General features: G+C 56.7%; 12 protein-coding genes and 2 pseudogenes. 4 read left to right on the forward strand and 10 right to left on the reverse strand.

All coding sequences use genetic code 11. From position 1 onward, the window contains the following. Positions 1–34 precede the first annotated feature (34 nt). The 4 genes and pseudogenes from P0648_RS16465 to P0648_RS16480 form a co-directional block, all read right to left on the reverse strand. Positions 35–643, reverse strand: a complete 609-nt coding sequence (locus P0648_RS16465) for an acetate--CoA ligase family protein (RefSeq protein ID WP_277505968.1) — start codon at positions 641–643, stop codon at positions 35–37. Then, positions 619–2214 (reverse strand): acetate--CoA ligase family protein, encoded by a 1596-nt coding sequence (locus tag P0648_RS16470; protein WP_277505970.1) that lies wholly within the window; start codon positions 2212–2214, stop codon positions 619–621. Before P0648_RS16470 ends, P0648_RS16465 begins: the two co-directional genes overlap by 25 nt. A 196-nt stretch (positions 2215–2410) precedes the next feature. Further along, positions 2411–4578, reverse strand: a pseudogene (locus P0648_RS16475) (dipeptide ABC transporter ATP-binding protein). 710 nt (positions 4579–5288) lie between these two features. Beyond that, positions 5289–6569 (reverse strand): transposase, encoded by a 1281-nt coding sequence (locus P0648_RS16480; RefSeq protein ID WP_277505955.1) that lies wholly within the window; start codon positions 6567–6569, stop codon positions 5289–5291. A 666-nt stretch (positions 6570–7235) separates the two neighbouring features. Between P0648_RS16480 and P0648_RS16485 the strand changes: the two are divergent. After that, positions 7236–8528: pseudogene (locus tag P0648_RS16485) on the forward strand (RNA-guided endonuclease InsQ/TnpB family protein). Between the two features lie 282 nt (positions 8529–8810). Here P0648_RS16485 and P0648_RS16490 read toward each other — a convergent pair. From P0648_RS16490 to P0648_RS16500, 3 genes are all read right to left on the reverse strand, one after another. Then, positions 8811–9257: a VOC family protein gene (locus P0648_RS16490; RefSeq protein WP_277505972.1), complete on the reverse strand. Its 447-nt coding sequence runs from the start codon at positions 9255–9257 to the stop codon at positions 8811–8813. A 389-nt stretch (positions 9258–9646) separates the two neighbouring features. Next, positions 9647–9880 carry a hypothetical protein gene (locus P0648_RS16495; protein WP_276249028.1) on the reverse strand — a complete coding sequence of 78 codons (234 nt, stop codon included), beginning with the start codon at positions 9878–9880 and terminating at the stop codon, positions 9647–9649. A gap of 203 nt (positions 9881–10083) precedes the next feature. Then, the gene (locus tag P0648_RS16500) at positions 10084–10374 is read right to left on the reverse strand and encodes a helix-turn-helix transcriptional regulator (protein ID WP_276249027.1); all 291 of its coding nucleotides are present in this window, start codon (positions 10372–10374) and stop codon (positions 10084–10086) included. Positions 10375–10680: 306 nt separating this feature from the next. Between P0648_RS16500 and P0648_RS16505 the strand changes: the two genes are divergently transcribed. Next, complete coding sequence (locus tag P0648_RS16505; protein WP_276249026.1) at positions 10681–11244, forward strand: hypothetical protein; 564 nt, start codon at positions 10681–10683, stop codon at positions 11242–11244. A gap of 216 nt (positions 11245–11460) precedes the next feature. On the opposite strand, the gene P0648_RS16510 is transcribed toward P0648_RS16505, so the two are convergent. After that, a complete protein-coding gene (locus P0648_RS16510; protein WP_277505979.1) occupies positions 11461–13881 on the reverse strand; it encodes an amino acid permease in 2421 nt (806 codons plus the stop codon). 92 nt (positions 13882–13973) lie between these two features. Next, the gene (locus tag P0648_RS16515) at positions 13974–14897 is read right to left on the reverse strand and encodes a universal stress protein (RefSeq protein ID WP_277505982.1); all 924 of its coding nucleotides are present in this window, start codon (positions 14895–14897) and stop codon (positions 13974–13976) included. 128 nt (positions 14898–15025) lie between these two features. Between P0648_RS16515 and P0648_RS16520 the strand changes: the two genes are divergently transcribed. Then, complete coding sequence (locus P0648_RS16520; protein ID WP_276249023.1) at positions 15026–15775, forward strand: Lrp/AsnC family transcriptional regulator; 750 nt, start codon at positions 15026–15028, stop codon at positions 15773–15775. Positions 15776–16033: 258 nt separating this feature from the next. Further along, complete coding sequence (locus P0648_RS16525) at positions 16034–18592, forward strand: alkaline phosphatase D family protein (protein ID WP_277505984.1); 2559 nt, start codon at positions 16034–16036, stop codon at positions 18590–18592. A 412-nt stretch (positions 18593–19004) separates the two neighbouring features. Here the strand turns inward: P0648_RS16525 and P0648_RS16530 are convergent, their stop codons facing one another. Next, positions 19005–19382, reverse strand: coding sequence for a PadR family transcriptional regulator (locus P0648_RS16530; protein ID WP_277505986.1), 378 nt, complete (start codon positions 19380–19382; stop codon positions 19005–19007). Positions 19383–19484 lie beyond the last annotated feature (102 nt).

Genomic DNA, 19484 nt, shown 5'->3' on the forward strand with positions numbered 1-19484 from the left:
ACCCGACATTGGACGAAGCTGTATTTAGGAGTAGTCACTCGCGGCCATCCGTGCGGATGAGTGCGTCGACGGCGATGGGGCCGTCGTCCGTGACGACGATGGGATTCAGGTCAACTTCGGCGACGGCGTCGACCGAGTGAGCGAGGTCCCCGACATTCACAAGGAGGTCGACGATGGGTTCGACGGGCAATGGATCACCATCCCGGCGGTCGGTGAGCAAGTCCGCTAGGACCGTGTCTTCTACGGCGCGCAGCGCATCTGCCCGCGTGAACGGCGGGACGAGCGTCGCACTCTCGTCCAGCGCCTCCACGAAAGTCCCACCCGGGCCGACCGTGACGAGTGAGTCGAACACGTCTCCGGGTGCGACGCCGACCATCGTTTCAACGCCGTCGTCGACCATGGGCTGGACTAGCACCCCTTCGATATCGTCGTTTCCAACGTGGGCCTGGGCGGCCGAGAGTACCTCATCGTAGGCCTCTCTCGTTTCGGTGGGTGAGTCGACACCGAGCCTGACGGCACCGACGTCAGTTCTGTGCGGGAGTTTCGGCGAGTCTATCTTGAGGACCGCGGGTCCGGTTATCGATTCCACGGCGGCGGCGGCCCCGTCAGCGTCGGTGACTAACCGAGTCTCGACGGTTGGCACGTTGAACGCAGAGAGGAGTGGTTCGGCTTCGTTCCACGCGAGGACTCGTCCTCGGGGAGGCCGAGGTCGAGCGTTTCACTGCCTGGAGCATCTCCATCCCTTCCATCGCGTGCTGTGGGAAGCGAAGGCCGCGGCGGCTGGTCAGCGAGGCGGTCCCGGTCAGCGGCGAAAGCAACTGTCGATGCGACGGCATCGAGACACCGGCTCGGGTCCTCGTAGACCGGCACCGACTCGCGCAGCCTGGCGTATGGCGGTGTCTCGGTCGGATCGTCGGGTTCCTTGCGGCCGGTCCAGAGGACGTACACCGGAGCCTCGGCCTGTTCAGCGATATTCTCCAGATCGGCGGCGATTTCAGCTGCGCGGGCGTTGACCCCTGAGAGGCCGATGGCGAAGACGTAGGAGTCGAAGTCGCCGTCGGCGAGGAGTACGTCTGCGATTTCAGGGAGTGAATCCGCGCCATATCCCCGGATGTCGGCAGGGTTGTGAAGCTCGCCGTAGGTCAGGAGTTCGTCCATGTCCAGCAGGGCACGCTCGGTCTCGCCGTCAATGTCGGGCAGTGTGAGGTTACGCTTGGCGGCCATGTCGGCGAGCAGGCTCGCAAGACCACCGCTGGTCGAGGCGATACAGACGCGGTCACCGTCAGGTTCATCGTCCGCGATGTGTGCGTTCGCCCGGGAGAGGAGATCGGGGATGTCAGGGACTCGCTGGAGGCCAGTCTGGTTGATGGCTGCCGTCCAGGCATCGTCGTCGCCGGTGAGCGAACCCGTGTGCGAGAGCGTGGCCTCTTCGGCGAGGTCGGACTGGCCTATCTTCACCGTCAGCACTGGGGTTCCGCTTCGAACCGCAGCCTCGGCGACCTGCATGAACCGTTCCGGCTGCTCGATGCCCTCGACGTACGTGCAGACGACGTCAACGCTCTCCTGGCCGGCGAGATATGCGACGTAGTCCGTGAGCGTCAGGTCGGTCTCGTTGCCGGTCGAGACGATGTGACTGAAGTGGAGGTCCCAGTCAGCTGCCCGCTCGAAAAACGTCGTGAACGCCAGCGCTCCGGATTGGCTGACGAGACCGATTCCGCCCGGTTCGGGTTCTCGTGAACACGTCGAGGTGAGCGTCACACCTCGGGCAGCCATCACGCCGATGCAGTTCGGACCCACGACTCGAATTCCCGCCTCGGTGGCCGTCTCAGCGAGGTCTTGCTCGAGTTCGCTGCCCGTCTCGTCCGCCTCGGCGAATCCCGCAGTGAGGACGAGCGCAATGGGAACACCTCTCTCGCCTGCGGCCCGGACGTTCTCTACGACGTATTCGCGTGGGACACTCACAACCGCCAGGTCGACAGTCTCTGGAACATCTTCGATACGGTCGTAACATGGGCGGTTCCAGGCTTCTTCGCGATTCGGATTGACGGGGTAGAGGGTCCCGTCGAAGCCATAGTCGAGGAGGTTGTCAACGAGGTTGCCCGAGTAGAATGATTCGGGGCTCGCGCCGATGACTGCGACCGAGTCAGGGTCGAACAGTGGTCCCAACTCTGGCGTCGCAGGTAACTGTGTACTCTCTTTTCCGTTTGTCGTCATTCTATCGAGTCGATTCCTGCAGTACCCGCGTGAACCTGCCCCCGATGGGGCCCGATTATCTTCACCCTTTAAGTGGCTTCCCGGGAGAGGACCTTGATTTTCGGGGGTGGAGAGAATTCATATTATCGGCCGTATTTTGGTGAGGATATTTGTCACCCCGGGTGTGAATTTCTCGTATGGCTTTCGGCCGGCAGTATCAGTTATTCTCAATCGTCCGGTCGACCCGTCCGGGGCTGTCTGGCTCGTCGTCGATCACGTCTTTGTCCGGGTGATAACACGCCGTGGAGTGACGGCCGCGCGTCCACTCGGTCAGGTCGGGTTCCGCGTCCCAGCAGCGGTCAGTCGCCTTCGGACAGCGCGGGGCGAACCGGCAGCCCGAGATAGCCCGCGAGGGGAGCGCCGGTTTCCCGTCGAGGGTGATTCGTTCGCGGTTTCCCCGCGGTTCCGTTTCCGGGACCGCCGCTGCAGCGCCTCGGTGTAGGGGTGTTTCGGGTCGTTGACGATTCGTTCGGTCAGTCCGCGCTCGACGAACGTGCCGAGGTACATGATCGCCATGCGGTCGGCAATCTGTGAGAGACTCGCCAGGTCGTGAGAGATGTACAGCACGCCGATTCCCTCGGTGTTGACGAGCTCACGAAGGAGGTTGAGCACTTCCGCTTTCAGCGAGACGTCGAGCATCGAGGCGGGCTCGTCACAGATGAGTAGTTTGGGTTCGAGCACCAACGCCTGCGCGATAGCGACGCGCTGGCGTTCGCCGCCAGAGAGTTCGTTCGGGTACATATCCAGATACCGTTCGGCAGGTGCCAGTCCCACCTTTTCGAGCGTCTCCTCGACTACCGCCTCGCGCTCGTCAAGTCGGTACCCGTGGATTGTCAACGGCTCCTTGACGAGATGTTCAACCTTCAATCGCGGATTCAGCGATTCGTAGGGGTTCTGGAAGATTATCTGTACTTTCTGCCGGAACGATTGGAGATTCTCCTGGTAGTACTCGTGCGAGCGGCCGTCGAACGTGAACCGGTCCACCGTGGGTTCCTCCAGCAATGCGAGTGCCTCTCCGAGTGTCGACTTTCCACAGCCAGATTCACCGACGATGCCGAGGATTTCGCCGCAGGAAACGCGTAACGAGACCCCATCGACCGCGCGGACGTGGGATTCGTCGTGGCCGAACACCTGCCTGATCACTTCGCCGCGTCGGTCGTACCAATCGCGGATGTTACCCGTAAGGCCCGTGATAGACGGTGCGATACTTTCGAACGGCAGGCGTCCCAGCAGCGAGTCCTCCCGTTCGTACCACTTTTGTAGCCCCTCGACTTCCAGCAGTATTTCACCATCGGAGGTGCGTGACCCCTCGGCAGCCCCACCCCACGTGGCAGAATCATCGGCTTCAGAGCGCATCCGATTCAATTGCTCCACGTGGTGACAGGCCACACGTTGGTTCCGGTACGGGAGTTTCTCTAGGCCCGGAACTGTCTCAGAACACTCCTCGGTCGCGAACGGGCACCGCGGCTCGAAGACACAACCGGTTGGTTTCGAATCCAGATTTGGCGGTTCGCCCGGGACCGAGACGAGGTCTCCCTCGTGTTCAGCATCGAGGGCCGGATGCGCGTTTTTGAGCCCCATCGTGTACGGGTTCGAGGGGTTGAGAAGCAGGTTGTCGATGCGGCCCTGCTCCATGACCATTCCGCCGTACAGTACCGACATCTCGTCACAGGTCTCCGCGATGACGCTGAGATCGTGGGTAATCAACAGCAACGAACTGTCCGTCTCCTCTTGAATCTTGAGGATATTGCTGATGATCTCGTCCTGGACGATGACGTCCAGTCCCGTCGTTGGCTCGTCTGCGATGATGAGCTTGGGGTCGAGCGCGAGCGCCATCGCGATGACGACACGTTGTCGCATCCCGTCCGAGAATTGATGTGGATACTCTTCGGTCCGTTCGGGATTGAGACCGACGGTTTCGAACAACTCGCGAGTCCGACGTCTGGCGCGCTCCTTGGAAACTGTCCTGTGGGTCTGGATAGCTTGGCGAACCTGTCCGCCGACGGTCATCGTGGGGTCGAGTGCGTCGATAGCTGTCTGCGGAATGAAGGCGATCTCCTCCCAGAGGAGGTCCTGTCGCTCCGCTGGCGTCATCGTCTGTAAATCTCGGCCTTCGAACTCTATCTTCCCTGACTCTATTACTGCATGGTCCGGTAACAGGCCAAGAATTGCCTTTGCAGTCGTTGATTTGCCCGATGCTGATTCGCCCGAGAGCGCGTAGTTGACTCCGTTCTCGATAGTGAACGAGACGCCATTGACGCTGTGGACTGGTCCGTCACCCGTATCGTACCGCACCACGAGGTCGTCGATGTCGAGGAGTGTCATTTTCTGCCACCGAACCGGACCGTCGAGGACTCAACTGGAGTCCCACACTTCCGGATATTTACGAATGTGCACTGAACCCAGACCATTCTGCGTGAATATACCCTGGGTATTGTGTATAAATCCTTACTTATTAATAAGTTCCAACAGGAATCATATATTGCCACGTTCAATCAGTGGAATGACATTTACACAAAGTGGATAGAAGCGGGACGCTCCGAATCACCGTCCCCAGAACGCAAAGCGTTCAGGTGTCTCGGAATCCGCTGGATTCCGACGAGTCCGCAGGACCTGTGATCCTGCGAGATGCGAACGAATCGCGTCGCGATTCGTTAACGTCTGCGGAGACTGCGCTTCCGTTGGAAACCACGGTATCTGCAATGCTCGTCGCTGAAACAGGTAGGAAAGAAAGTTAACCAACATTGCGGAGATATCGGCCACTAGTGTTGGTTAACAACGTGTGATCCAGGCCCTATTCTCCACAACCCATCTCTCGAAGCCCCAATTGACATCGTGACGTTGCGACGCGGTATAGACAACCAGCAGTGAATTCGAGACGCATCGACGTATCTCCGAGTATTGGACCGATTCTTGTGAAAATTCGATACACTGGAGAAATTTCATTGAATCATTGAATCAGTGATTGACATCCTCCCGCGCCTGAAGACGCGGGAATCCCACGGCACCGCACCGCTGAGTTGGGATATTGTGGTTTACGACGTGGCCTGTTCTTGAGGTGCGAACGCACCAGTTTCCTTGTCAAACAAGAACGTCGAAGGCTGTGCCAACCAGCCGTTACTCCTATCACCGCCATCCGTGGCGAGACTCGGAGATACTTTCTGCCGAATGTTTTCTGCCCCGTTCACGTCCGCGTTCGCTACCATACTACACGAATCGCAGACGTACAACCCACGCTCAACACGGTTTGCCTTACGCTTTCGACCACAGCACGAACACGACTTCGACGTATCACGCTCAGACACTTCTTTGACCGTGATGCCTTCCATCTCGGCTTTGTACTCAAGCATCGACGTGAAACGGTCGAACGCCCACGAATGCAAGTCGAGGTTGCCGTGCTTGCCCCAGTTCTTCGACTCACCGTTCTCCTCATCCTCACGGATACCAGAGAGGTCGCCCACCACAATCGCCCCAACCCCCTCATCCACACACCGTTGAACGATGTGCTTCGAGAGGGTGTGGAAGTAGTGAGTGCGACGACCCGACTTCTTCTGGTTCAACCGATTAGCCTGTTCAGAGTCAGAGTCGTCACACTGGGCGATGCGCTTGCTGAAGTAGTAGTCGTCCTGCTTCAAGCAATTCAACGGGTACAGTTCGCTGTGGCCGTTGTCGTAGGCGAGTGCGGCGAAGTTGTTGATACCGAGGTCAACACCCACCGTCTTCTCACCGGGGGCCTCAGCAACTTCGATTTTGACCTTGCACACGAAGTGCAGTTCCCATTTGTCACCAATCCAAACCGCTCGAACTTGTTGGACGCTCTCCACGGTGGAGAGGTTAACATCAGGTCGGGTTTCGTACTTGCAAAGGATGAAGTCCGACCAGTAGTTCTTGGTGTTGCCACCTTGCGACAGGCGAACACGCTGGTACTTGGTGTCAAGCTTGAATCCCTTGTTCTTGAACGTGACCGTGGAACGTGGGTGGTCGTCTCCGTTTTTACGGTAGCCGGGCGGGTTCGCTTTCGTGTCTCCGTTGCGTCGTTTGCCGTACCAGCCGTTGAACGCTTCAGCGAGTTCTTGAAGGACTCGCTGACTTGACTGAGAATGCAGGTCATCGTAGCGTTCGTGTGACTTGAGGTAGGCGGTGAGTTCGTCGTGTTCTGGGATGTAGTCGATTTCGTCCCAGACACGACTGCACGTCCACCGTCCAACGTTCCAGAGTTTACTAGCGGCGAACCCAAGGGCGTCAAGGTCGTCAGACACCTGTTGCTGATTCCGAATGGAAGCAGTGTAGGTGCGTGTGACAACCTGTTTCGCCATACGTAACCTATGTCGAGAAGATTACTTAATGGTTCGGATTAACGTGGAATATCCTGCCGTGCCATCGACGGTGGACTGCGAAATATAGTGTCGGATTCATCCTGACCCTAAAGGGTCAGGCATTCTCCTTGAATTTCTGTAACCCATCAATCCGGAGGACAACCGATTCGCGCCCGGCGTACGGGTTCGCGTGCTGGAACTGGATCTCCATCGATGTCTCCCTCTTCAGAGCCCGATAGTATATATCATCGCCACGACGGTGGAGCAAACCGCCGTGGAGCGCTGACACATGGGGTGGGGCAGCTGAATCGGGGGTTATAGGGATTCATGGGAGTCTTCGTCCTCCTCAGCGTAACAGAATGCCGACTTCTTGAAATCGGCGTGCAAGACTTAGAGGCTGTATGCGGCAAAGCCACCAATAAATGACAGGTGGTTTTCTAGAATCAATGCTGAATACAGAGGAGGGAGTCAGTAGATCGATGCCTAAAGCGGACGGATATACTGCTCTGCTGCAGCCAACCTCACATGATTCCGAGGAGGAAGCCCACGAGTTTACTCGTGGGAGGGATCCGACAATCAACTCCACCCATCACGAGTGATAGCAGTCCAACTCCCCCACACCAACCCGAACTGATATAAAAAATCACTTCGATATGTGAAGTAACGATGGAGGTGATTCGCACCGTCAAAGTCAAACTCGACGTACCCACAGACCGGTTCGACGACCTCCATCAAACCAAAACTCAGTTCCTCCACTGTGCGAACACCACCGCAGCGTGGGCGTAGAGACACCCGAACGACTACTGCGTAACCTCGAAACAGACAGCCGAAAACGCCCTCTACGAGCGATTTCGTGGCGAGACGGAGTTGACTGCAAACCTCGTTCAGAAGGGAATTCGGCGTGCTATCGAGGCCACGAAAAGCGGTGTCGCCCGACTCAAGAAGGGGGAGAACACCAGTCAGCCATACTTCGATGCGTGGAGCGTCGTCTACGACAAACGAAGTGCGACGTTCCACCGCGACCACGTTTCGCTCTCAACCGTGAACGGTCGCGTCGAGTGTGACTACGTGCTTCCCGACGACCCCGAAGGAACACCGATTGACAAGTACCTGCTGAACGAGGACTACGAGTTCCGTATGTCTACGTTGCAGTATGACCGTCTCACAGAGTCGTTCTACCTCCACGCACGGATGCGCCGAACCACAGTCGAACAGTCCACTGCTGATTTTTTTGATACCAAGCACAGAACAGTCCTTGGTGTTGACCTGAACGTGGACGGCTCGCTCGCTGTGACTTCAACGGGCGCGTTCATCGGGAACGCTGATGAGATGAACCATCGACGCCGAGAATTTGAGAAGACTCGCGGGTCGATGCAACAGACAGGTACGCGGTCGGCACACCTGTCGATTCAGTCGATGGAAGACCGCGAACACCGCTGGATGCAAGACGAGTTACACCGCGCCTCGAACCGGATTCTCGAAGAAGCCCACGACCACGGCTGTACACACATCGCGTTCGAGAATCTGACCGGTATTCGGGACCGGATGGCTGGTGCGAAGCGATTCCACGCATGGGCGTTCCGACGCCTCTACCAGTACACAGAATACAAAGCCGAAATATTCGGTATCAACGTGGAGCAGGTGAGTCCGGCGTACACGTCTCAGCGGTGTTCTTCGTGTGGGTTTACGCACGAGTCGAATCGGCGGTCAAAACACCAGTTCGTGTGTCAGAAGTGCGAGTACGAACTGAACGCAGATTACAACGCGAGTAAGAACATCGCTCGGAAACTGCTCAAGAAACTCCACTCGGGGCAGAAGTCTTCGAGTGGAGGCGCACCCTGTCAGTATGCGCTACCGTCAGGGACGCTGAACCCGAATGGCGATTTCCACGCCTACTCCATTACGGAGTCAGAGGGGGAGTCCACTGACAAGCCCACGACTTCAGTCGTGGGTAACTGACAGACTGAGTTCGTACTCGAAAGCAGTGATGCCACCAGTAACGGCGTCCTTGCGCTCGTGTATCGACCGAAGAGCGAGCAGAAATCGGCAGACTCCGATCAATGACGCGGTGCCAAAGACATGGCCCAGGCGGTGACCGCCTGGCTCGGTCGTCGAGCACTCCACCAACCTGGCGAGATCTTCCAAGCTCATACCTCAGCCCGTAGTGGCGTCCTCTTCAGAGAATGGCTTGGGGATGCCCTGGCTTAAAACGGTGACCACCAAGAGCGTGGGGGCGACCAGCTAGGCTCCGTCGAGTTCCTCAGCTAACCCGACGATGATGCCTTCGGGGCCGCGCACGAAGCAGAGGCGGTACACGTCCTCGTACTGGGCGACTTCGCCCACGAGTTCGGCTCCGTGGGAGCGGAGGCGGTCGAGGACGTCGTCGACGTCGTCGACGGTGAACATGATGCGGCGGATACCCAGCGTGTTCACCGCCGATTCCCCAAATCCGTCGTGGGTGGCCTTGGGCGTGATGAATTTCGAGAGTTCGACGCGGCTGTGGCCATCGGGGGTCCGCATCATGGCGATGTCGCTCTGGACGTTCTTGAGGCCCACGACGCGGTCTGCCCACTCTCCTTCGACGCGCGTCTCGCCCTCCAGCTGCATGCCGAGCTCCGCGAAGAACGCCTTCGCAGCTTCAAGGTCCTCGACCACGATGAGGACGTTGTCCATTCGCTTGATCGCCATAGTCCGAACAAACTAGGTGAGTGGTGCTCAAGAAGACTTCGCTGGCGGAGGAAGCGTGGCGGGGGAGTTTCGTCGCGACGGTAGACCGGCCCTGTCTGCTAAGGAGGGCGGGGCCGGTCCCAGGCTCTCCTTAGGCCCACTCTGGTCGGGGCGTCGATGTGGCCTTGAACTGAATCGCTGGATTCAGTTCCTCAGTTGATGGAATCTGTCTGACCGACTCGCGCCCTCTATTCAGCACGGTCGTAGAAACCTCACCAGCCCCTGTCAGAAGCGGCGTGAGAGTGGACGACCGGTCGCGGGGCATGCAACGGGGCTTGGCGAGGGAGGGGGCTGTCACGGTGGTGGGACCGCAACTTCGGGCGGTTTTGAACCCCAAAGAGGGTCATGTGTCAGGGCTGGGTTGGGAGCCGGAGTTCATCTTCGACTTCGTAGAGGTAGCCTTTCAGGAGGAGTTGCTCGATGTGGTCTCGGGCGTCGGCAGGGGCGATGCCGTGGTCGGTCAGGTGGTCGATGGCGTCTGGGCGGGTAAGCTGGGTCGCTGCGTCGGTCGTCTCGGTATGGCCTCGGAGGTGGGCGAGAACCTCCTGTTGGGCGGCACTGATCGGCGTCCTCGAATTCCGCATACTGTACGTTTTCACGAGCCATGGATTTGGAACTTTGGGTACAGCTAACAGCTACATCAGCTGGGTGGTTTCACCCTGTACGCTGAATGGAATCAGCATCCCTGGTCCGTCTCGATATATTAATTGGGTCGGTTCACCCAAGACGGTGCCTCACGGGTCGACTCTGTTGTGGTGGAATCCGGCAGAGGGTACGTCCGCGCCGCTTATGGGTCAGTCTCGGACGTGCCCAGATACTGCCGTTCCCATTGCTTTCGTGCAGTGAGTTCGCGCGAGCCACGCCGCGTAACCGTATAGTAATTCGTTCGTTTGTCGAGTTCACCCTTCTCGACGAGACCTTTCTCGACGAGGGTATCGAGGTTCGGGTAGAGCCGTCCGTGGTGGATTTCTTGTTCGTAGTACGCTTCAAGTTCGTCTTTGATGGCGAGGCCATGGGGTTTCTCTGTCCCCGCAATTACGTACAACAGGTCGCGTTGGAACCCGGTCAGATCATACATTGGGAGGAGATGGGCCACGAGACCCAAGGGTTTATTGGCCAACGATTTGGGAAGTTTCCCACAACTCTCGAGACTTTTTTGCCCCAGATACGTTCCGCGTGAAGCCCGATCATCAGTTCTGATCCCCCACGAGTTAACCAACACAGACCCCGGACTTTTCGTAGCGTTGGTTAAATACAGAGCAGCGAGCAGTTTGTACGACTTGAGAGGTTCGTGTTGATCCCCCAGCGCAAAAGCAGAAATAATTCAGGGCACGGTAGAGATACCACAGAGGAGCTCGTTGAAGAGTGTACGAGGTGACCATGTGTGGATATGACCGATACGCCGGATGAGATACCTAACGAGGAGGACCCGCCGAACTTCGATGAGTGGGAGTCTCCGGACGAGATTCTGAAGGCTGGGCCGATTCGAGAACGGATGCTTGATGTGATCGTCCAACTACGAGAGCCAACAAAGGTGTCGACGGTAGCTGAGCGAGTAGACTGTGACACAGAAACGGCTCGTGACTATCTACAGTGGTTTGCTGAAATGGGCATCGTACATGAACTGTCTGGACGACCAGTGCGATATGAGCGAAATGAGTCGTACCTGAAATGGCACAGAGTTGAACAACTCCGCCAGCAATACTCCGAGGCTGCGATCGTCGAGCAACTCACGGACACGCTTGACGCGATAGACGCGTATCGAGACCGCTTCGGGGTGGAATCTCCTGGTGAGGTGTCGTTTGTTGATGCAAGCCGTGAGAGGTCGGTTGAGGATACCTGGGAGGCAGTGTCTAACTGGCAGACGCTCGAGGAGCGTGCAACGTTGTTAGATGCGGCTCGTCGTGACGAGGGACGAGGTGGGTGGACTGGAAGCGTCGATGTGTAACGACGACGAAGACGCTATTGGTGGAGTCGATAGTGATGTATTAGAACGGATTGGCAAACGACTTCGCGGGAGCACTCGATTTTCGTCGGTTGAGTATCGGCCGACATCTGCGCCAAATGCCGTTGTCGCTGAATTTGACCCCGGATATTTACCGGCTGGTGTGACAGGATCGTCGCTCCGGATTCGGTGGTTCAAAACGGACGATTTCAACGTGCATTATGAGCGCTGATTGCGCAGCCAACGGGTTACTCGGGACGTAATCCCGAGGTCGCGCTTTGCCATGATAACCGTATTCTTCGCCCGCCGACCGACCTCTTCGGGGATGGCGCCAAAGACCAACTGTTGGAGGAGTCCTTCCCGAGAGGCACCAATAATGGTGATATCGTGTTCGCCGGATCGTTCCACGATTGCCGACGCAATATCGTCGCCTTCGACGAGCTCCGTCGTGGTCTCAACTCCTTCCAACGATGCTGCCGCCGAATCGATGATCGACTGGGCCGTATCCCTCTCCTCAGCACTGGGAGTGATGACGGAGATGACCTCAACACGGGCATCGTTCGGGCGGGCAATCGCGTGGGCAATCTCCGCAGCGAATTCGGCGTGGGGGCCACCAGCCGTTGGCACCAGAATCGAGTCTACGTTCCCGGCAGGCCCCATCCGCTCGATCAGGACGTCACACCGGGCCTGAGTGACGACCTGGTCGACGTTACTCCCGAGCACGTAGTCGGTCCGACGGCCGCGACCGCGCCAGCCCATCAGTACCAAGTCGGCAGCATCCTGTTCGATGGTGTTCAGGATGGCTTTCGCCACGTCATGCCCGATTCGGATCTTGCCACTGACGGGCACAGCAGGATGCTCCTCCTCGGCGAACTCGATTGCTCGGTCGATGACTGCTCGCTCCTCCTGGACGAATTTTCGCCCTTCAGAAAGCGGCGTCTGCGGCGGCACACTCACGACACTCATGACCTCGATGTCGGCGTTTCGGTCTTCGGCGAGGTCGAGCGCCGTCCGCATCAGCTGCTCGACGCTTTCGGGGTTTGCAATCGGCACGAGAATCCGTTGCTCTCTCTTTGCGCGTTCGGGTGCAGGGGCCTCTTCGGTAGCAACGGTCGGCGTTTCCTCTTCGAGTTTTTCCTCCTCTTTCGGCTCCGAGTAGCCGTAGTAAATGAGGATCCCGAAGCCCATCCAAATCGCCGTGGTGACGAGCGCGATGAATCCATGTGAATCAGGCCCGAACCCGATCTGCAGGCCGAGCGCCGAAAGCAGGAACGGCGTGAGCAGGAACTGCAAGACGATGCCGATCAGCGGTGGCCAGGGCATATACGGGACCTCGAAGGTCCTCGGGAGATCGGGGTGGGTCTTGCGCATCTTGATGACGGTCCAGTTGACCTGGACGAACAGCAGAATGAACATGATGTCCGCCGAGGCCGCAACGGCCTCTATTGGGAGGAGAACTGCCATCAGGGCGATGAGGATGGCCGAGAGGAAGATCGCCCAGTGAGGGGTCCGCTTCTCCGAGTGGACCTTACTGAAGAAGCCCGGGAGCGCTCGATCGCGGCCCATCGCGAACGATACCCGTGACGACGAGTAGACAGTCGCGTTGAGAGCACTCATCGTCGCCGTCAGACCGGCGATAAGGAGTAACGGAACGCCATAGGGGACGAACTGCCCAGCCGCCTCGATGATCCCGAGCTCGCCGAGATCCCCGAGCGCGTTCCACGTCGGGAGACTCGGGTCCGCACTGTTCGGAATGCCGCCGGGTTGTGCAATGAGTTCAGCGGTCACTTCGATGCCGCCAATGGCGGCGAATGCCACGAGAATATAGATCGGAACGACGATGAGGAGCGAGTAAAAGACTGCCTTCGGAATGTTCTTACCGGGATTGACGACCTCTTCTCCGGACTGGACGATAATCTCGTAGCCCTCGAAGGCAATGTACGTGAATCCCATCGCGCCGATGATTCCGACGATTCCGTTCGGAGCGAAGCTGGGGTTGTCGAGGAATTTCTGCGGCCAGTCGGGCGTGTTGACTGTTGCCAGGATACCGAAGGCGACGAAGACAGCAAGGATGATAACCTTGATTGCAGTGACGACGACGCCTGCCTTCCCGGTTTCTTCAGCGCCTCGGTAGTTGATATACGCGAACAGGGAGACCATCAGGACAGCGAGTATCTTATCGAGAAGGCCACGGCCGATGAACCCGAGTAGCTCGAATTCTGGTGCCAGAACACCGCCAAAAACCAAGAACTCGGTGAGGAAGACGCCGAACGTCACTGCGTATAACGAACAGGCAACGGCGTGAGCGAACCAGCTCATCCAGCCCGCGTAGAAGCCATTCGGATCGACGAGTGCTTCCTTCACCCAGAGATAGCCGCCACCCGCTTCGGGGAATGCTGCCCCGAGCTCAGCATACGAGACGGCTGTGAACAGGGCCACGAACCCATTTAACAGAAACGCGAGCGTGAGCGCGGGGCCAGCGAGACCGGCAGCGAATCCGGTGAGTGCGAACACGCCGGCGCCGATCATCGCACCGACGCCGATAAACGTGATGTCGAACAGGCTCATGTCCCGGGAGAGCTCTGTCTCGACCTCGCCTGATCCCTCGGTGGCGTGGCCGTCTGCTGTAGACTCTGCCATCAGGAGGTCACCTCAAGACGCTCCGGTCTGGTACGGTTCGCGACGCAATGCTGTCGAAGGGTGGTTCGTGTACACATGGATTTGAGTGGTTGCTATGTTCCGCGCCCAACCCACCGGCCGAGCCACGACTCGTCGGTGTTCCGACGCACTGTAATTACAACACTGCGAGCGTCCTCTTGTACCGCCGACGTCGTGGATCCGAAAGCGAATCGGCGGAGCCGTCCTTTCTGGGGCGCTCCAAGGACCGTAAGATCGTAGTATTGTGACTGTTCGATGATTGCATCTGCAACATCGTCGTCTTCGAGGAGCCACGTATCAGTGTCGTCGAACTCTTCGACACGGTCGAGGCCAGCCGAGATGTATTTCTCTGCCTGCTCACGCTGGTGATCTGAAGCATCGTGGTCGATCACATGGAAGAGCTCGATCCACGCGTTGTTCTGGCTGGCGAGTGCGTGAGCCACTTCGATCGCCATTCCCGAATGGGGCTCACCGGCAATGGGGACTAGAATCGAATTGATGGCGTTGAGGTACTCCACGTGCGAAGCGATGACTATGTCACTGTCTGCGGGCACGTACCGTTCATCCGGATTCACGGACCGGAACACGTCGAGCAAGGATGAATCGTCTACGTCCTCAGTGACGAGCGTGTTTATCTCGTCGTTATCGAGAACTGACTGAACGATGTTATCGTGCTTGCGTCCATAGCGAATGAGACTATGGACCCCGATCGAGTCTGCTGACTCGGTCTTGATCTTCAACTCGTATTGTGCCAGATCGCGTCTAGCGTCACAGGGAGGCTCGACGAGTTCAAGTGGTGTCTGCTCCGGCGCACTAACAGCCAATAGGAGATAGAGGTTCGCAACCTCGTCGCGAGCGAGGTCAGCCGCGAGATCCACGACTCGATCAGGATGGTCCCCGTGGCAGAGAAAGAGAATCCGGGCCTCATCGACGTCCGTAACGGCAGTCCTGTTATCGGGGGCGTCGGTCAATGGGCGATCCGGGTTGTTCGCGCTCATACTTTTCTCTGATTCCGAATCAGTATAAATCTAGGCTTTATATTTCCGAATGGGAAATCTATATCCCATTCAGGTCCGTATGAGGGAGTACACGAGATGATAGTGACTCTCTCCACCACCCGTCACCAATGGCTTACCGAATAGACGAAATCGACCGGCGGATACTGTACCATCTCGAAGCCGACGCTCGGAATATCTCCGCGCCGGCGATCGCCGACGAGCTGGATGTCTCAGCGCGGACGATCCGAAATCGAATTCGTAAACTCGAGGACCACGGAATCCTGCGTGGCTATCATGCGAATGTGGACTACGAACGGGTCGACAACCGCATCACCAACCTGTTTATCTGCAATGTGCCGGTTCCGGAGCGCGAGCAGTACGCGAAGGACGTCCTGGAGATATCGGGCGTTGTGCGCGTTCGAGAGTTAATGACCGGTCGGGGAAACCTGCATGTGACGGTCGTGGGGACCGATACGAACGACATTAATCGAATCGCCGGGGAACTCTCCGATCGCGGGCTCGATATCGAGGATGAAGCACTCCTGCAACGACGACATTTCCATCCCTATCATCCCTTCAGCCCCGAGGATGGGGGACCGAAGTCGATGATGACGGACTTTAGACGACTCGCTGGCGACGCGGAAGTCGTCAACCTGACGGTGGGTGAAGACGCGTCAGTCGTCGGGAACTCATTAGAGGAAATTGCCGGCGAAGGCCTCATTGGCGACGACAGCCTAGTGATTGCCATCGAACGGGGGGACCAGGTACTCACCCCGAAAGGACACACGACGATCCAGGCAGGCGATCTGGTAACGATCTTCTCTCGGGAAGGGATTGTCGGCGAATTAGTTAGCTCATTCACCGGCGACCGGCGGTAAGAGTACTATTTATCTCTGCGCTGTCGAATGCTCGTCTTATGGCTCTGGTGAGGGAACGACAAGCGTGTCACTCACCAATACTGCGTCGACTGTGCCGTCTTTGCCATAGGCCAGAAAATGTTCGATTACACCGTTCGAATACTTGAGTGTTCTATATATTAATATAATTTATTTTACTGTCTCTGAGGTTAATCAATTTAGATATAGAACTAATATAAATGTTCATCTATACGTGAACGGGCTGTTCAGGTGGTTTCCATGCCTGAGACTAACGCTGAAAAAAAGCCGGATAGCCAACAGAATTCGTTCCTCTCCTCAAACCGTCGCAGGTTCCTTCAAACAGCTACGGGTATAACTGGACTCGCAACACTCGGAACGACGGGAGTGACAGCAACGAAAAACGACAACTCCAGTGGTCCCGATAGGTACCCATTTACGCTTGGTGTCGCCTCCGGAGACCCACTGTCTGACTCAGTAGTACTTTGGACACGTCTTGCACCGGAACCATTGGAGGGCGATGGTGGTATGTCTGAGAAGAAAGTTCCTGTCGCGTGGAAGCTCGCGACCCGAGAGAGTATGCAACAGGTCGTGCAAGATGGAACGGCGTACGCTCGGCCGGAACACGGGCATTCAGTGCATATTGTTCCCGAGGGACTTGACCCGAACACAGAATATTTTTACCAATTCCATGTTGGGGATGCGAAAAGTCCAATTGGTCGGACGAAAACTGCCCCAGAATCCGGGGCAAGCATCGATGAATTCAATTTTGCGTTCGTCTCGTGTCAAAACTATCCGTCAGGGTATTACACGTCACATCAGCATCTTGCCGAAGAAGAACTTGATTTGGCCTTCCATCTCGGTGACTACATCTACGAAGGGAGCGCACAGAAATCGCTGGGAAGAGGTCACGAACCGCCGCGAGAGGTTAAAACCCTCTCTGAGTATCGAATTCGATACGCACAGTATAAGTCAGATGAAAATCTGCAAGCAGCACATGCTGCCTTCCCATGGATTGTCACGTGGGACGACCACGAGGTAGCCAACAACTATGCCGACGAAATCGATGAAGGAACACCCCCGGAAGAATTCCGTGAGCGTCGAGCGGACGCATATCAGGCCTATTGGGAGCACCAGCCCATTCGTCGGTCTCGAATGCCTGACGGACCGGATATGCCGCTGTACCGGCGATTTACTTTCGGTGACATCGCCGAGTTCAACGTCCTTGATACTCGTCAATATCGAGACGACCAAACATCCTCTTCCGAGGAGGCAAAGGATCCTGAGCGAACCATTCTCGGCGACGAACAAGAAGAGTGGCTGTTGGATGGGCTTGGCGAGTCGGATTCGCGATGGAACGTCCTCGCCCAACAAGTCCCTATTGCAGCGACAGACAACGACCCAGATCCAGACGAGGTGGATTTCGGTGCTGGAGACAAATGGGATAGCTATCGTGCCGACCGAAAGACGTTGCTTGAGTTCATGGCCCAACACCCCACCTTGAATCCAGTCGCCATCACTGGCGACGTCCATCGGAATACCGTTTACAACCTCAAAGCTGACTTTTCGGACCCTGATTCACAGACGGTCGGAACTGAGTACGTTGGCACATCCATATCTTCGAGTGGTGACACAGCGGAGCAAACCTCGTTTGGAAACCACGTGAATACTCCCTGGGAACAATTCTACAATAGAAACCGGGGGTACGTTCGCTGTACGCTCACACCGGAATTGTGGCAAACAGACTATCGAGTCGTCTCAACGGTCGAAAAACCGGATGCGTCCGTAAGTACGATTGCTTCATTCGTGACAGAGGATGGCAACCCAGGGGCAAAACAAACGACTGCGAGTGTCGACTTCCAAGCCCCAGATTCGTATGATGCGTCTGGGGAGGCCTCTGACTCGTTCGACATTACCGCGACATTCACCAATCCAGCCGGAGCAAACGCAACTGAAGTCACCATGGAAAATGTCACGCTGGATGTCTCTGGCCTTCCCGATGGCTGGTCGATGACAGCGACCACTGAGACCACGGCTGACTCAGTTGCCAATGGTGAGTCAGTGACCGCAAATTGGAATGTGACGCCCGACTCGACTCCTGACGGTGACGTTACTCTCGAATTAGAGACGCACTATGAAATCGAGTCGCACCGCTATCGACATCTCTTCCATGCAGAGCTGAGCGAGATTCAAATCGCTCAGTGGAATTTCGAGGATAGTACCGAAGACAGTTCCAGTTACAACCATGCGTTCTCACTCGAGAACGGCGCGGCCTACGACGATACAGTCGCCGTTGAAGGAGAGTATTCGCTTCAGTTGGATGGGTCAGACGACTACATCATGATCTCGAGTGATGGATTCCTCCACGATGCGTTCACTGAACGTACCGTCTCGCTGTGGGTGAAGCCAGTGGCAACGACTGGGACGCAAGTGGTCTACAACGAAGGGGGGAGTGCAAACGGATTGGCCGTGCGAATAATCGACGATACGATTGAGGCGGGTACAATTGACGACCACAACCTCGTCACAATTGAAAGTTCCTTCACGAAGACGAGTTGGACGCATATTGCGGTGGTGTTCGAAAGCGGTTCACTCACGCTCTATGTCGACGGGGATGAGGTTGCATCGAACCCGGACGTCGGATACGATACCGTCTCGAACCATGGTGACGAAGGTGCCATTGGGCGTGCCGGTGGAAGTCACTCGCAAGATATCTGGGATACCACTGGGAACTACTTCGAAGGGCATATCGATGCGACATCCATCTATAGCAAAGCCCTCTCACCGGAAAGAATCGAAAGATTAGCGAATGAATATTGAGCGCTAGCCTCACTTGACATCCTCCACACGACTGAAGTCGTGGGATTCCTCGCGCTTGGGGTCGGTCGTTCCGACACCAACGGAGGCACCTTCCCTCCCGAGGGAGGTCTCGGTTTGTAGGTGATGCGTCGGGGCGGTGGGCGTGTGGTGACGCTTTTTGGTGACGGAGACCCCAAGCCAACTCCAAGTTTCCCGAGCGAGTTGCGTTAACATCCGACCTCATTCAAGCTAAGTAGTGCGGTGTTGACGGGATTGGTCGGATTCATCCCACGACTAAAGTCGTGGGCTTTCTCCTTGAATCTCTGTAATTGTTGGTTAAATTAGGTATTGGTTAGATTATAGAGAAGACCCGGTCACTCGAAAATCAGGACTCGACTCTGGCGTCGACAACCAAATTGGATTCACAGGTTGCTCATTCATCATGAAGTGCGATCATCTCCCGCACGAACCGGAGATACTCCTCAGTAACCCATTCACCGCGGCCAGTCAGTGCATACTCTTTTCGCCGTTTGTCGCTTTCTTTCGTCTGTTTGCTGATCAGTCCGGAATCGACCATCCGGTCGAGACTCGGGTATAAGCGCCCATGATTGATATCCTCCGGGTAGAGGCCTTCAAGCGCGTTCTGGAGGATCACTCCTTCCGCGCCCTCAAATCGATGGATGAGACAAAGAAGAACTGTCTGAAAGGCGGTGAGATCTGTCGGAATATTATACCGGGAAAAATCAGTTGCCCCGGAGGGAGCGTCACCGTTGCTTGCTGTGTTCTCGTCCACCGGGTCTGAATCAGCCATATCATTTCATCCAAACACAGATGTATAAAATTCTGTGCTTCACAGACGTCAAAGCACAAACGGTGTCATACCAATCAACGTAGTTGTCTTGCGATTTATCGA

Origin of the sequence: Haladaptatus sp. DYSN1 (assembly GCF_029489995.1) — an archaeon.
In the GTDB taxonomy this organism is placed as follows: domain Archaea; phylum Halobacteriota; class Halobacteria; order Halobacteriales; family Halococcaceae; genus QDMS2.